General features: G+C 69.4%; 12 protein-coding genes. 6 read left to right on the top strand and 6 right to left on the bottom strand.

The window, feature by feature from the left end:
* Window position 1: 1 nt before the first annotated feature.
* The gene (locus DYE07_RS05000; RefSeq protein ID WP_006947407.1) at window positions 2–943 is read right to left on the bottom strand and encodes an L-lactate dehydrogenase; all 942 of its coding nucleotides are present in this window, start codon (window positions 941–943) and stop codon (window positions 2–4) included.
* Between the two features lie 264 nt (window positions 944–1,207).
* On the bottom strand, window positions 1,208–1,897 hold the full coding sequence (locus tag DYE07_RS04995) for an HAD family hydrolase (protein ID WP_115296469.1): 690 nt from the start codon (window positions 1,895–1,897) through the stop codon (window positions 1,208–1,210).
* Window positions 1,898–2,067: 170 nt separating this feature from the next.
* Between DYE07_RS04995 and panD the strand changes: the two genes are divergently transcribed.
* A complete protein-coding gene (gene panD / locus DYE07_RS04990; RefSeq protein ID WP_006947480.1) occupies window positions 2,068–2,478 on the top strand; it encodes an aspartate 1-decarboxylase in 411 nt (136 codons plus the stop codon).
* A 211-nt stretch (window positions 2,479–2,689) separates the two neighbouring features.
* Here the strand turns inward: panD and DYE07_RS04985 are convergent, their stop codons facing one another.
* The 3 genes from DYE07_RS04985 to DYE07_RS04975 form a co-directional block, all read right to left on the bottom strand.
* Window positions 2,690–3,040 carry a DUF559 domain-containing protein gene (locus DYE07_RS04985; protein ID WP_172462946.1) on the bottom strand — a complete coding sequence of 117 codons (351 nt, stop codon included), beginning with the start codon at window positions 3,038–3,040 and terminating at the stop codon, window positions 2,690–2,692.
* Window positions 3,041–3,199: 159 nt separating this feature from the next.
* Complete coding sequence (locus DYE07_RS04980) at window positions 3,200–3,832, bottom strand: type IV toxin-antitoxin system AbiEi family antitoxin domain-containing protein (RefSeq protein WP_172462945.1); 633 nt, start codon at window positions 3,830–3,832, stop codon at window positions 3,200–3,202.
* A gap of 292 nt (window positions 3,833–4,124) precedes the next feature.
* Window positions 4,125–4,850, bottom strand: coding sequence for a VIT1/CCC1 transporter family protein (locus DYE07_RS04975; RefSeq protein ID WP_202775061.1), 726 nt, complete (start codon window positions 4,848–4,850; stop codon window positions 4,125–4,127).
* Between the two features lie 212 nt (window positions 4,851–5,062).
* Between DYE07_RS04975 and typA the strand changes: the two genes are divergently transcribed.
* From typA to DYE07_RS04950, 4 genes are all read left to right on the top strand, one after another.
* The gene (typA, locus tag DYE07_RS04970) at window positions 5,063–6,976 is read left to right on the top strand and encodes a translational GTPase TypA (RefSeq protein ID WP_040015152.1); all 1,914 of its coding nucleotides are present in this window, start codon (window positions 5,063–5,065) and stop codon (window positions 6,974–6,976) included.
* Window positions 6,977–7,327: 351 nt separating this feature from the next.
* Window positions 7,328–8,257 carry a PIG-L family deacetylase gene (locus DYE07_RS04960; protein WP_115296466.1) on the top strand — a complete coding sequence of 310 codons (930 nt, stop codon included), beginning with the start codon at window positions 7,328–7,330 and terminating at the stop codon, window positions 8,255–8,257.
* Window positions 8,254–8,757 (top strand): flavin reductase family protein, encoded by a 504-nt coding sequence (locus DYE07_RS04955; protein WP_006947412.1) that lies wholly within the window; start codon window positions 8,254–8,256, stop codon window positions 8,755–8,757. Before DYE07_RS04960 ends, DYE07_RS04955 begins: the two co-directional genes overlap by 4 nt.
* A gap of 87 nt (window positions 8,758–8,844) precedes the next feature.
* A complete protein-coding gene (locus DYE07_RS04950) occupies window positions 8,845–10,599 on the top strand; it encodes a VanW family protein (protein WP_115296465.1) in 1,755 nt (584 codons plus the stop codon).
* Window positions 10,600–10,615: 16 nt separating this feature from the next.
* Here the strand turns inward: DYE07_RS04950 and DYE07_RS04945 are convergent, their stop codons facing one another.
* A complete protein-coding gene (locus DYE07_RS04945; RefSeq protein WP_115296464.1) occupies window positions 10,616–11,572 on the bottom strand; it encodes an alpha/beta fold hydrolase in 957 nt (318 codons plus the stop codon).
* A gap of 87 nt (window positions 11,573–11,659) precedes the next feature.
* Here DYE07_RS04945 and DYE07_RS04940 point away from each other — a divergent pair, with 87 nt between their 5' ends.
* Window positions 11,660–14,596 carry an FAD-binding and (Fe-S)-binding domain-containing protein gene (locus DYE07_RS04940; RefSeq protein ID WP_202775052.1) on the top strand — a complete coding sequence of 979 codons (2,937 nt, stop codon included), beginning with the start codon at window positions 11,660–11,662 and terminating at the stop codon, window positions 14,594–14,596.
* Window positions 14,597–14,598: the final 2 nt, after the last annotated feature.

Here is a 14,598-nt window from a genome sequence, read left to right as displayed (position 1 = left end):
TTCAGTCGCGTAGCCCCGTCGAGTCGACGACGCCGCTGAGTACCTTGGCGGAGTGGGCGAGGGCGTCGCGTTCGGCGTCGTTCAGGTCGAGTTCGACGACGCTCTTGACTCCGCTGCGCCCCAGCACCGTGGGCACACCGATGAACAGGTCGTCGATGCCGTACGTGCCGTGCAGCTTCGTCGAGACCGGCAGCGCAGTGTACTCGTCGCGCAGGATGGCGCGGGTGATGCGCGCGAGGGCCATGCCGATGCCGTACGACGTCGAACCCTTCGCGTCGATGATGCGGTAGGCCGCCTCACGCGTGTCGGTGAAGACACGCTCGATCTCCTCACGGCGCCCCGGCACGCTCTCGAGGTCGCGTGACAGCGGCGCGCCCGCGACGTTCGCGGACGACAGTGCGGCCACCTCGGTGTCGCCGTGCTCACCGATGATCGACGCGTGCACGCTCGACGGTGCGACGTCGTACAGCTCGCCGAGCATGAAACGCAGGCGCGCCGAGTCGAGCGTCGTGCCCGAACCGATGACACGCTCGGACGGCAGACCGCTCAACTTCCAGGTGGCGTAGGCCATCACGTCGACCGGGTTGCTGGCGACGAGGAAGATGCCGTCGAAACCCGTATCCATCACGGAGCCGACGATCGAGCGGAAGATCTCGACGTTGCGCCCGACGAGGTCGAGCCGCGTCTCACCCGGGCGCTGCGCCGCACCCGCGGTGATGACGACGAGGTCGGCGTCGGCGCAGTCGTCGTATGACCCCACCGTCACGCGCGTCGGCGACGGCGCCCACACGACGCCGTGGTTGAGGTCCATCACCTCGCCCGTCACCTTCTGAGTGTTGATGTCGATGATGGACAACTCGTGGACGAGACCCTGGTTGACGAGGGCGTACGCGTACGCCACCCCGACGTCACCGGCACCGATGAGAACAACGCGATCGCTCATGACCTCAACGCTACGCCGCCGGCCCGGTCTGTTCCGTCGTGTGGAGCACCTTGCCGGTGCAGTGAACATGAACATCGAATGACAGGCGGGGAGGGCTCGTCACGTGACCGCTGGCCTCAGAGGCCCGAGCTTGGGAGTTTGGCAGCCGACCCGCGACCCCGCGGGCCTCCGGGGCCCGAGCTTGGGAGTTTCCGCCGCGTGTATTCAGGCTGTACTGCCTCGACAGGAGCCCGCGGGGGTGCGGTGCCGCGCCGCCCCGCAGGGTCAAGGTGTCGCGATCTGCACCGTAGAGTTCGTCACTGAAAAGCGAACAGCAGCAAGGGAATCGACGATTGCGTCGGCGTCCGTTGTCGCGTCGAGGTTGGCGACGTTCGTCGTCGACGTCAGCGCGAGCGTCGCGCATCCTGCGGCCTTCGCCGCGCGCAGACCGCTTGGTGCGTCCTCGACGACAAGGCATTCTTCGGCGGCGACCCCGAGACGCTCGGCAGCCACGAGGAACGGGTCGGGGTGCGGCTTGCCGTGCTCGACGTCGTCGAACGTCACGACCACGTCCGGGAGCGGGATGCCCGCGGCCTGCAGGCGCGCCAACCCAAGTTCATGCGTCGCCGACGTCACGACCGCACACCGACGGGGCAGCAGCGCCGCGACCGCGTCGACGGCTCCGGGCAGCGCGACGACCCCGTCCGTGTCTGCGAGTTCCATCGCCGTGATGCGGGCCAGCGCGACCTCCGCCTCGCCGGGGCTCAGATGCGGCGCGATCTGCGCGATGATGCCCGACGCCGGCACCCCGTGATGCTGGCAGAGCAGGTGCGGGTCGATGTCGTACTCGCGCGCCCACGCCACCCATGAGCGGATGACGGCGGGCGTCGAGTCGACGAGCGTGCCGTCGTTGTCGAACAGCACGGCCGCGAACGAGCGGCCGGCCAGGGCGGAGAGGTCACCGAGTCGGGGCATGGCTCGATCCCATCACGCCGCCACGCGACGTGCGAGTCCGTGGGCCTCCGCCTCTGGGGTGACCTGTCGAGACGTCGGTGATCGCCTGCCGCAGGGTGGCGGTCCTCCGCTTCCTGGGGGACGACGCCTCGTGGACGTACGCTTGAGGCCGTTTCGACGAGGAGGCCCTCATGCTGCGCACCCTGATGCGAGCCAAGATTCACCGCGCGACCGTCACGCACGCCGACCTGCACTACGTCGGCTCGTGCACCATCTCGTCCGACCTCATGGAGGCCGCCGACCTCGTCGAGGGCGAGCAGATCGACATCGTCGACGTCGACAACGGCCACCGACTCACTACCTACGTCATCGCCGGCCCTGCGGGTGAGGGGCGCATCGGCATCAACGGTGCCGCCGCTCACCTCGTCGGGGTGGGGGACACCGTGATCCTCATCGCGTACGGAATGTTCGGCCCCGACGAGGTCGCGACGCACGAGCCGCGTGTCGTGTTCGTCGACGGCGACAACCGTATCGTCGAACGTGGCACCGACCCCGCCCACGCGCCCGAGGGCTCCGGTCTCGTCGACCCGCGCGACGGCTGAAGCCCCCGCGGCCGGTGCACAGGCCCGACGCTGACGTGCGGCCGGCGGGCCGACGGATCAGCTGCTCGATTTATGTGCATCTGCACGAGGAATGTGCCGCACATTCCTCGTGCAGATGCACATTTCTCGTGCAGCTGGGCTCTCGTGGCGCGGTGAGGCGGGTGGCCCGCTCGTTCAACGGCGCGGCGGGTGCCCGCCCGAGGTCGCTCGTTCAGGAGGCTCGTGCCGCAAGCGCGACGGCCTCGCGCACGAGTGACCTCACGCGCTCGTGGTGGTCGAGGTCGCGGTAGAGCACGCGGACGACGTGGTAGCCGAGTCGCTGCAGGGCGACCTCGCGGAGCTTCTCGCGGCGCAACGCTTCGCGGTCGGTGTACTTGAGCAGCCCGTCGACCTCGACGATGACGTTCGTCCCCGCCACGAGGAAGTCGGCGCGCGCCACGAACCGTCCGTGCGCGTCGTACACCTCGAACTGCGGGATGACGGTGTACGCCAACGTCGCCAGCACCCAGCGGGCCCGTGATTCCGCAGCCGACTCGGTTCGCGGATCCGCGAACCGTGCCACCGTTCGGGCATGATGAGCGCCCGCGCGAGTTCCGAAGGCGTCCGCCGCGGCGACGAGGGCATCGGCGTCGAGGCCCAGACGGCGAGCTGCGTCGGCGACGACGACACCGTCGGGGATGCCGTGGTGGGCCGCGATGTCGATGCCGACCTGGGCCAGGCCCTACACGGGCCGCGCGATGCCGACGATGGGGACGTCGGCCGGCCCGGCGCCCCACGGCCGACGCATCTCCAGGCCGGGGCGGGTGCTGGGTCCGTACGGGCGACGGGGCATCTCGACCGTGGTCGGCATGGTGAGCACCGGCAGCTGGCGGGCCAGCGCGGCCGTCACACCGGTGAGGTAGCTGCCGGGAATGGCCTCGAGCAGTGCGACCGCCCGCCGCAGGGGATCCTCACGGGCTGCCTGCCAGGGGTCGTCTGGCCTATCTGTGCGCGTGACGCCACCGGCCATGCCGGGCGCGGGCTGTACGGCGTAGAGACCCTGACCGAGACGGGTCAGCACACCCGCCTGCCCCCAGCGTCGCAACTGCGAATCGGTGACGCCCGCGCCCAGGGCCTGCGCCCGCGTGAAATGCCCCAGCCGTGACAGTGCGAGGAGCACGTCGGGAATCGTCACGCCGGCGGCGCTCGCGTCGGAGGCGGCCGCACCACGGGCGTTCGGTGAGGGGTCGGTATCGGGGTGGACCGGGTGGCGGACGCTCGCGGCGGTGTCGTTCGGAGTGAAGGCCCGAGCGTCCTGAGGGGCGGTGTCGGAGCGGACCGCGCCGCCGGCGCTCGCGCGGGGGATCGTCGTCATGAGCCCAGCCTGGTCGAGAATGAGGCCCGGCCGCTGAGGCCCTGTGGACAACTCGTCACATCGACGCGGGCGGCGCAGCACCTCGTGTCCTGATGGAACTCCCCGCGGGGGCCAGCCACTCACTGAACCAAACCCAGCTGCGCGAGAAATACGCATCTGCGCGAGGAATGTGCGTCACATTCCTCGCGCAGATGCGCAAAAGTCGAGCAGCTGCAGCGTCAGCCGGGCAGATGCGGACACCCGGGCAGACCCACCGGTCGTACAGGTCAGACAGCCGCTCAGGTCAGACAGCTCAGGCGACGCCCGTGCCGACGAGCGAACCGACGCCGAAGGTGATGGCCATGGCGAGTACGCCGCCACCGACGTTGCGGGCGACGGCGCGTCCGCGCTGGGCGCCACCGATGCGCGCGCTGACGAAGCCGGTGATCGCGAGCGCGATGACGACGGCGACGACCGTCACCGGCACCCTGAGTGACGGCGACGGCAGCAGGATCGCGAGTAGCGGGATGAGAGCACCGAGGGCGAACGACACGAACGACGCACCGGCGGCCGTCCACGGGTTCGCGAGGTCGTCGGGGTCGAGGTTGAGTTCGGCGTCGGCGTGCGCCCGCAGCGCGTCCTTCTCGGTGAGCTGGACGGCGACCTCGCGAGCGAGGGGCTCGTCGAGACCCTTGTCGACGTAGATCTGCGTGAGTTCGGCGAGTTCCTCGTCGGGCATCGTGGCGAGCTCGAGCTTCTCCTTGGCGAGGAGCGCCTTCTCGCTGTCGAGCTGCGTCGAGACGGAGACGTACTCGCCGACGGCCATCGACAGCGCACCAGAGACGATGCCCGCGACACCCGCGATGATGATGGGGGTGCGCTCAGCCGTCGCTCCGGCGACACCCATGACGAGGCCGGCGACGGAGACGATGCCGTCGTTGGCTCCGAGAACGCCGGCGCGCAGCCAGTTGAGCTTCGCGGCATGCCCGGCGTCGTGGGCCTCGCCGCTGTGGGGAGTCATGGTCGTCATGACGCGCATCGTGCGCGATCGACGATGCGAGCGCCACGTAGGTGAGGCTTCGATGAGTCCGGTCACGGTGGCTTCGGCTCAGCCCGCACCCCGAGGGCACGGCCTTGCGGCCGGTCGAACCATCAGGTGCGTCCATCATCCGCACCCTGTGCGCGCCGTCGTGCGGAGCCTCGGATGGACCGCGTCCCCGGCAGGTCGAAAACCCTGCGACAATGGCAAGCATGGCTTTGAAGTCTCGTAACGACGTTCGCAACGTCGCCATTGTCGCCCACGTCGACCACGGCAAGACCACCCTCGTCGACAAGATGCTCTGGCAGGCCGGCGTGTTCGCCGAGCGCGCCACCGTCGAGACCACCGGAGAGCGAGTCATGGACTCCGGTGACCTCGAGCGTGAGAAGGGCATCACGATCCTCGCGAAGAACACCGCGATCCACTACGCGGGCCCCGCCGCGAAGGAGGTCGCGGGCCTCGACGACGGTGAGTTCGTCACGATCAACATCATCGACACCCCCGGTCACGCCGACTTCGGTGGTGAGGTCGAGCGCGGTCTGTCGATGGTCGACGGTGTCGTCCTGCTCGTCGACGCCTCCGAGGGTCCGCTGCCGCAGACGCGCTTCGTGCTGCGCAAGGCCCTCGACGCGAAGATGCCCGTCATCCTGTGCATCAACAAGGTCGACCGTCCCGACAGCCGCATCGCCGAGGTCATCGACGAGGTCTACGAACTGTTCATGGATCTCGACGCGGACGAGGACCAGATCGAGTTCCCGATCGTCTACGCGTCGGCGAAGAACGGCATCGCCTCGACCGTGCGTCCCGACGACGGTGGCCTGCCCGAGGGTGACTCCGTCGAGCCGCTGTTCAAGACGATTCTCGAGACGATCCCCGCCCCGACGTACGAGGAGGGCACGCCGCTGCAGGCGCACGTGACGAACCTCGACTCGGACAACTTCCTCGGCCGACTCGCGCTGCTGCGCGTGTTCAACGGTGAGATCGCCAAGGGCCAGCAGGTGACGTGGTGCAAGGCCGACGGCACGCAGCAGAAGGTGAAGATCACCGAACTGCTCATGACGGAGGGCCTCGAGCGCAAGCCGTCCGAGAAGGCCGCGGGCCCCGGCGACATCATCGCCGTCGCCGGCATCCCCGACATCACGATCGGCGAGACCCTCGCCGACGCCGAGAACCCGGAGCCGCTGCCGCTCATCACGGTCGACGAGCCCGCGATCTCGATGACGATCGGAACGAACACCTCGCCGCTCGTCGGCAAGGAGCGCGGCACGAAGGTGACCGCGCGTCTCGTCAAGGACCGCCTCGACAAGGAGCTCATCGGCAACGTGTCGCTGCGCGTCCTGCCGACCGAGCGTCCCGACGCCTGGGAGGTGCAGGGCCGCGGTGAGCTGGCGCTCGCCATCCTCGTCGAGCAGATGCGCCGCGAGGGCTTCGAGCTGACCGTCGGCAAGCCGCAGGTCGTCACGCGTGAGATCGACGGCAAGCTGCACGAGCCGTTCGAGCGCCTTACGGTCGACACGCCCGAGGAGTACCTCGGCGCCATCACGCAGCTGCTCGCTGCCCGCAAGGGCCGCATGGAGCAGATGACGAACCACGGCACCGGTTGGATCCGCATGGAGTTCGTCGTCCCGGCGCGTGGCCTCATCGGCTTCCGCACCGAGTTCCTCACCGAGACGCGCGGTACGGGTATCGCGCACTCGACGTCCGAGGGTTACGAGCCGTGGGCGGGCACCATCACGACGCGCGTCGCCGGGTCGCTCGTCGCCGACCGCACGGGCCCCGTCACGTCGTACGCGATGGTCAACCTGCAGGAGCGCGGCACGCTGTTCGTCGAGCCGGGCACCGAGGTGTACGAGGGCATGATCGTCGGCGAGAACAGCCGCGCCGACGACATGGACGTCAACATCACCAAGGAGAAGAAGCTGACGAACGTTCGCGCGTCGTCCGCCGACAACTTCGAGAAGGTCATCCCGCCGCGTCAGCTCTCCCTCGAGCAGAGCCTCGAGTTCTGCCGTGAGGACGAGTGCTGCGAGGTCACCCCGACGGCCGTGCGCATCCGCAAGGTCGTGCTCAACGCCGGTGAGCGCGCGCGCACCGCGTCGCGTGTTCGCAACGCGAACAAGAGCTGACCTGATCAGCTGACGATCGACGAACGGCCGGCCACTCTCGAACGAGGGTGGCCGGCCGTTTCGCGTGCGGCAGAGTGGGGCCATGAACAAGAACCGGGAGGGCGTCTGGATCGTTCAGCACGACGAGACGCCCCACAACACCGTCCTCAGGGTGTTCGCGACGGCCGAGGAGGCGGCAGAGTGGGCCGACGGTGCATGTGAACTACGCCGATGGCGTCATCACCATGGCGTTTCCGATCGGGTTCCGGTTCGAGGACGGGGCGGCGCGCTACCGCCGCTGAGCCTTCGACCCCAGGCATGCAGCCACTGCGCTCTTTGCGTTTCGGCGCGTGGAGGACGAAGGTTGACCTCATGGCTCGGCTTCTCTTCGCGCATGCGCATCCTGATGACGAATCGCTGTGGACGGGTGTGACGATGGCGCATCACGTCGCGCGGGGTGACGAGGTGCACGTGCTCACCTGCACGCTGGGGGAGGAGGGCGAGGTCATCCCTGACGACCTCAAGCACCTCGAACTGCCCGCCGGCTCAGCGCGTCCCGACGACGTCGCGGACGAGCTCGCTCCGGTGCGTCGCGAGGAACTGCGCCGCGCGATGACGGCGATGGGGGTGACGTCGTCGGTCGTCCTCGGTGACGACGCCTTCCGCGCCCTCGCGAACCGCCCTGAGGCGCGCACGTACCGCGATTCGGGCATGGCAGGCACGCCGTCGGCATCCCACCCCCGGGCGTTCACGGGCGCCGACATCGAGGCCGTCGCTGCCGACGTCGCCGCGTACGTCGACGCGCTCGCGCCCGACGTCGTCGTCACGTATGACGAGCAGGGCGGCTACGGCCATCCCGACCACATCCGCGCGCACGAGGTGACGGTCGCCGCGCTCGCCGCATCGACCGCGCGTCCGAGGCTGTTCATCACCCTGACGCCGCAGTCGTGGGCACAGGAGGACCGCGCCTGGCTGCACGCGATGTGCTCGCCCGAGTTCCTCCGGGAGACGGGCTTCGTCCTCCCCGAGCGCGGCGACGCCTACCCGCCGTCCGTCGTGCCCGACGACGAGGTGACGCACGCGGTCGTCGATGACGCGGCCGTCAGCCTCCAGATCAAGGCGCTGCGCGAGCACCGCACGCAGGTCAGCGTCGCCGACGAGGTCTACGCGCTCTCCAACGACGTCGCCGCACGTCTTTCAGGACGTGAGGGGTTCACCGAGTACGACGCCCGCGCTCGCCGCCGCATCGTCGGCGCCGAGAACGCCACGCCGAGCGCGACCCGCCCGGAGCTGATCGCATGACCTCCCACCACGAACCGGTCGACCCCGACCACTACCGCAAGGCCATCGGCCGTCTCGCCACGGGCGTCAGCGTCGTGACCACGCGCGTCGGCGACATCGACCACGCCATGACGATCAACTCGTTGACGAGCGTCTCGCTCGACCCTGTTCTCATGCTCATCAGCGTCGAACGCGAGGCCCGCTTCTTCGAGGCGGTCATGGAGCGCGGCGAATGGGCGGTCTCCCTGCTCGGTGCCAGTGCGAAGCCGATCGCGTCGTGGCTCGCGACGCGCGGGCGTCCGCTGCACGGCCAGCTCGACCGCGTGCCGCACCACCGCGGTGACGCGACGGGCCTCGCCCTCGTCGACGACGCCCTCGCGGAGTTCGAGTGCCGCACGGTCTCGACCCTCGACGCGGGCGACCACACGATCGTCGTCGGTGAGGTGCTGACGCTCGCCGTCGGCGACGCTCCCGAGGACGCCCTCACGTATTACCGGGGCGCATTCGGCCGGTTGCGCTGACGCGTCGCTCGTGCCCAGATCGTCGGACGCCGCCGTTCGTGGTGCAATGGTGCGACCCGTGGCGCGGGGTTTTCGCGGGTTCGAGACATGCAGGAGGTCACCGTGGCGGACGACGAGCAGGTGCAGGCGACGCAGCCGGACGGCACGCGTCGGCGCAGGCATCTGGCCTGGTTCGGGGGCGCCGGTGTACTCGCCGTGGCGGCGATCGGCTACGTCGGGGCCTGCTACCACTACAAGGACACGATCGCGGGCGGTACCACCGTCGCAGGCCGCAGCATCGGCGGGATGACGATGGAACAGGCCTCGCGTCAGGTCTCCGGCCTGCCGGGCCCGGGGGCGCAGCAGCAGGCCACCGTCACGGCCGACGGGCAGAAGTTCGCGTTCGAGCCGTCCAGCGCATGGAAGCCGGACGTGGCGCGCACGCTCGACGGCGTCACCGGGTTCAGCCTGTCGCCTACCCGCCTCATCCATCACATCAGCGGTGACGGCGGCGCCGTCACGCCGCGGTACACGGTCGACGAAGCGGCGCTGGCGCGTCTCGTCAAAAGCTCGGCGGGCACCTCGATCAAGGGCGCGCCCACGCAGGGCAAGGTGAAGTTCATCAACGGTGAGGTCGTCGTCGTCAAGGGCGCGCCGGGCAAGAGCGTCGACGAGAAGGCGGTCGCGAAGGACGTCGCCGAGCACTGGCCGGGCACCACGGCCTACACCACGAAGCTCGTCGACAAGCAGGCCGACGCGACGCAGGACGCCGTCACCGCGTTCGCGGCGGGCGATGCGAAGAAGGCGATGTCCGAGCCGCTGCAGGTCAAGGCCAATGGCGAGACCGTGACGATGAAACCCTCCGATGTCTCCGAGGTCATCTCCTCCGACACGGACGCGCACGGACAGCCCTCCATCAAGGTCGACGCGGACGCACTGCTCGCCCACGTCCTCGAGCGCAGCACCGACATGCAGAACGACATCGCGACGGACGCGAAGGTCGTGTGGAAGGACGGGAAGCCGAGCGTGCAGCCGGGCAAGGCCGGCCAGCAGATCGACGCCTCGAAGGTGCAGTCGGTCGTCGCGGCAGCACTGACGGGCAACCACGTCGCGAACCTGCCCATGAAGCCGATGCAGCCGCAGGTGACCGAGAAGGACATCGACGTCTCGTCGCTGCCCACCACGTCGATGGCGCACTTCGAGTCCAAGTTGCCCGGCGGCGCCGAGAACGCCGCGCGCACCCACAACATCGAGACGGCGCTCGCGACGCTCAACGGGATGGTGGTCAGACCCGGTGAGCAGTTCTCACTGTTGCGTGCCCTGGGGTACTCGTTGACGAAGGAGAAGGGCTACGTCGAGGCGGGCACGCTGCAGGGCGGCATCCACGTCGACGGCATGGGCGGCGGCGTCTCCCAGGTCTCGACGGTGCTCTACAACACGGCGTTCTTCGCGGGCGTGCAGCTCGACGAGCACACCCCGCACGACGTCTACATCGATCGCTACCCGATGGGTCGTGAGGCAACCCTGTGGAACCCCGGCGTCGACAACACGTGGACGAACGACACCGGCCACCTCATCCTCATCAAGGCGGGCACGAGCGGCAACAAGGTCGTCATGGACTTCTACGGCACACGCCAGTACGACGTGTCGACGAAGACGGGGCCGAAGACCGACGTGGTGCAGCCGAAGCAACGCACCGTGAAGGACGTCAAGGGGTGCGAGAACTCCGTCGGAAACGGCACGCCAGGCTTCCAGGTCGACGTGTGGCGCACCCTCAAGAAGGGCTCGAACGTGGTGCGCACCGACAAGATCCACACGAAGTACCAACCCGACGACATCATCACCTGCGTCGGCTCGTCGTGATGTCGGCGCGCCGGTCTTACAGGCCCGCGTGCTCGATGACCAGGTCGGCGACGTCGCCGGCGTGCGAGCGCACGGCCCAGTGCCCGGCGTCGAGACGCCGCACGCGGGACGTCGCGGCGTAGGCCGCGCCGTACGTGGCGATGGGTTCGCGGACGTAGCGGTCCTTCGTCGGCACGACGATCTGAGTCGGCACGTCGGTGCGACGTGGCCCGGAGGTCGCGTCCGCGCTGGAGCCGTGCCGGCGCAGCCCCATGTTGGCGCGGTACAGCTCGAGGCCATCGAGCATGTCGCGGCGCTCGCGCTCGGCACCGTCGCCGCGCTGCAACAGCCGGCCGAACGCGCCGCTGCGGATGACGAGTTCCGGAAGCAGCGGGGTCTGGAAGAACGCGATGTACGTCGACGACGCGGCCTGCTGCGCGAGGAGCAGACGATCGTGGGTCGAACCACGGGCCATCGCGTGCATCCAGCGCGACGCATGATCGAGACATGGGCCCGAGATCGTCGTGAAGCTGCTGACGCAGGAGGCCGCGCCGTCGTCCGTCACGGCCTGCCAGGCCTGGATCGAACCCCAGTCGTGGGCGAGCAGATGGACCTCATGCCCGTTCTCGGCGGCTGCGGTGACGGCCCGATCGACGTCGCGGCGCAACTTGTCGAGTGCGTAGCCGTCGTGTGACGGCGGCGCGTCGGAACGGCCCGACCCGCGGGTGTCGTAGGTGAGGACGTCGGCGCGCGGGATGAGGTGGGGGATCATCGCGTCCCAGACCCGCTGGTCGTCAGGGTAGCCGTGCACCGCGATGACGACGGGACGCTTCGGCGCGCGGCCGGTTGGCATGCCTTCGTCAGACGAGTCGCCAGCCGACGATTCGTCAGCCGACGAGACGGCGAGTCGGTGCCACGTCGCGGCGAGCGTCAGGCCGTCATCGGTGGTCAGGGAGGTCTGTTCGACAGTAGCTTCGTGCGTCGCGGTCGTCATGACGCCACTGTGCCGTACGAACCCGGGGCCTGTCTTGATCTACGACGCTGCCCGACGCGCCCAGGTGCGGCGCGGCACAATGAACGCGTGAGTACGCCGAGCATCCCGTTCACGCCCGCCGCCGACGTCACGGCGCATGCCGCCACGATCGACGTCGGGCGCATCGCGCACGAGCTGCGTCATCACGAGGTCACCGACGTCCTCGTCAGCGGTGTCGAGCGTGCCGCGTACTCGAGCGACGCGAGCCTGTACCGCGTGCTGCCGCGCGCGATCGTGCGTCCGCGCCACACCGATGACGTGCTCGAGACCCTCGCCGTCGCGCGCAGTCTGGGCGTGCCGATCACCGCACGCGGCGCGGGCACGTCATGCGCCGGCAACGCCGTCGGGCCCGGCATCGTCATGGATTTCAGCACGCACATGAACAAGGTGCTCGACCTCGACGTCGCGAACCGGCGCGCCGTCGTCGAACCCGGCGCGGTGCATCAGAGCCTGCAGCGCGCGGTACTGCCGCACGGGGTGCGCTTCGGGCCGGACCCGTCGTCGCACACGCGATGCACGATCGGCGGGATGATCGGCAACAACGCGTGCGGGTCGCGGGCGTTCGCGTATGGCAAGACGAGCGACAACCTGCTCTCGCTCGAGATGGCGACGGCGGGGGGCGAGCTCGTGCGCCTCGATCACGGGGCGTCGCGCGACGCGCTGACCGCCGCGCACCCCTCCCTTGGGCGCCTCGACGACCTCGTCGGCGCGAACCTCGCGACGATCCGGCAGGAGTTCGGGCGCTTCGATCGTCAGGTCTCCGGCTACGCGATGGAGACGCTGCTGCCGGAACGCGGGTTCGACGTCACACGCTTCATGGCCGGCACCGAGGGCACGCTCGGGGTGCTGACGGAGGCCACTGTCGGGCTCGTGACGGAACCGGCGTTCCGCATCCTCGTCGTCCTCGGCTACGACGACATGCCGGCCGCCGGTGACGCCGCGCCGCTCGTGCGTCAGTTCACGCCGACGGCGTGCGAGGGCATCGACCGGCGGCTCGTCGACGTCCTCATCGCGCGGCGCGGCGCGCAGGCCGTCCCGGCGCTGCCGAAGGGGTCGGGGTGGCTGCTCGTCGAGATCGCCGGCGACGATCGCGACGAGGTGCTCGCGCGCGCCGAGGCGTGTCTCGTCGGCTGCGGGGCGATCGACGGGCGCGTCGTGCTCGACGCCGCGGAGACGAGTGCGCTGTGGAAGGTGCGTGAGGACGGCGCCGGCCTTGCGGGGCGCTCGCCGAAGGACCTGCCCGCGTGGCCCGGCTGGGAGGACGCCGCCGTCCCGCCCGAAAAGCTTGGCGCGTACCTGCGTGACTTCGACGCGTTGCTCGACACCTACGACCTCTCCGGGTTGCCGTATGGACACTTCGGCGACGGGTGCCTGCACATCCGCATCGACTTTCCGCTCAGCGCGCCGGGCGGCACGCAGGTGCTGCACGAATTCCTCGACGAGTCGGCGCAGCTCGTGGCGCGCTACGGCGGGTCGATGTCCGGTGAGCACGGCGACGGGCGCGCCCGCAGCGAGTACCTCAGCTCGATGTACTCGTCGCAGGCGCTCGCGTTGTTCGCCGGCGTCAAGGAGATCTTCGACCCGACGAACCTGCTCAACCCGGGCGTCCTCGTCGATCCCGCGCCGGCGGCGGCCGACGTCCGCATGGCGCACGTACCGCCACTGACGAAGGACCTCGCACTCGCGTACGCGCATGACGGCGGCGACTTCGCGCGCGCCGTCCACCGCTGCACCGGCATCGGCAAGTGCCGCGCGAGCACGATCGGGACGACGAACGTCATGTGCCCGAGCTACGCGGCGACCGGTGACGAGAAGGACTCGACGCGCGGACGCGCGCGGCTGCTGCAGGAGATGGTGCAGGGCGGGCTCTCCGGCGGTTTCGTCAACGACGGTTGGCGCTCGCCGGAGGTGCACGAGGCGCTCGATCTGTGCCTGTCGTGCAAGGGCTGCACATCGGACTGCCCGACGGGTATCGACATGCCCGCGTTCAAGTCGGAGGTGTTGCATCAGACGTACAAGGGGCGCGTGCGTCCGCGCTCGCACTACGCGTTGGGGCAGCTTCCGCGCTGGGTTCGGTTGGGACACAAGGCGTCCGGCGTGTTCAACCTGGCGCTCGCGGTGACGGGCAAGGTGCCGGTGCTCAAGAAGCTCGCCGGCGTCGATCCGCGACGCTCGGTGCCGTCGTTGGCGCGTGAGTCGTTCCGTGACTGGTGCCGCACGAACGATGTCGGGTTCTTCGAGGACGCCGACCGTCGTGGCGTGGTGCCGGACAACGCCGTCGTCATCATGGTCGACACGTTCACCGACCACTTCTCGCCCGAGGTCGGTCAGGCCGCGGTTCGTGTGCTGCGGCGCGCAGGCTGGGAACCGTTCGTCGTCGAACGCGCCGGCTGCTGCGGTCTGACGTGGATCTCCACGGGCCAGCTCGACGGGGCGAAGAAGCAACTGCGCGGGTTGATCGGTGACCTCGCGCCCGTCGTGCGTCGTCACGTGCCCGTCATCGGGCTCGAACCGTCGTGCACGGCCGTGCTGCGCGGTGACGCCGCCGAGCTACTGCCCGGCGACGAGGACGCCGCGCTGGTGGCGCGCTCGACGTCGACGCTCGCGGAGTTCCTCGCCGGTGACGACCGGTGGACGGCGCCCGACCTGTCCGGTGTCGACGTGGTCGCGCAGCCGCACTGCCACCATCACGGGGTGATGGGCTGGTCGCCCGATGCCGCGCTGTTGCGCGACGCCGGCGCCAACTTGCAGCAACTCGGCGGATGCTGCGGCCTCGCAGGCAACTTCGGCGTCGAGCAGGGGCACTACGAGGTGAGCGTCAAGGTCGCCGAACAACAGCTGCTGCCGGCGATGGACGCCAAGCCCGACGCTGCGCTGCTCGCCGATGGGTTCTCGTGCCGCACCCAGATCGCCGACCTCACCGAACATCGCGGTATCCACCTCGCGCAGTTGCTCGACGACGCTCAAGGTGGTCAGGGCGTCTGAGC

Source organism: Dermacoccus nishinomiyaensis (genome assembly GCF_900447535.1).
GTDB lineage: Bacteria > Actinomycetota > Actinomycetes > Actinomycetales > Dermatophilaceae > Dermacoccus > Dermacoccus nishinomiyaensis.
This window is presented reverse-complemented; position numbering and strand designations above follow the sequence as displayed.

Bases quoted from the DNA above. Each gene is read 5' to 3' on its own strand.
- DYE07_RS05000 (WP_006947407.1), bottom strand. From the start codon at position 943: ATGAGCGATCGCGTTGTTCTCATCGGTGCCGGTGACGTCGGGGTGGCG.
- DYE07_RS04995 (WP_115296469.1), bottom strand. From the start codon at position 1,897: ATGCCCCGACTCGGTGACCTCTCCGCCCTGGCCGGCCGCTCGTTCGCG.
- panD (WP_006947480.1), top strand. From the start codon at position 2,068: ATGCTGCGCACCCTGATGCGAGCCAAGATTCACCGCGCGACCGTCACG.
- DYE07_RS04980 (WP_172462945.1), bottom strand. From the start codon at position 3,832: ATGACGACGATCCCCCGCGCGAGCGCCGGCGGCGCGGTCCGCTCCGAC.
- DYE07_RS04975 (WP_202775061.1), bottom strand. From the start codon at position 4,850: ATGCGCGTCATGACGACCATGACTCCCCACAGCGGCGAGGCCCACGAC.
- typA (WP_040015152.1), top strand. From the start codon at position 5,063: ATGGCTTTGAAGTCTCGTAACGACGTTCGCAACGTCGCCATTGTCGCC.
- DYE07_RS04960 (WP_115296466.1), top strand. From the start codon at position 7,328: ATGGCTCGGCTTCTCTTCGCGCATGCGCATCCTGATGACGAATCGCTG.
- DYE07_RS04955 (WP_006947412.1), top strand. From the start codon at position 8,254: ATGACCTCCCACCACGAACCGGTCGACCCCGACCACTACCGCAAGGCC.
- DYE07_RS04950 (WP_115296465.1), top strand. From the start codon at position 8,845: ATGCAGGAGGTCACCGTGGCGGACGACGAGCAGGTGCAGGCGACGCAG.
- DYE07_RS04945 (WP_115296464.1), bottom strand. From the start codon at position 11,572: ATGACGACCGCGACGCACGAAGCTACTGTCGAACAGACCTCCCTGACC.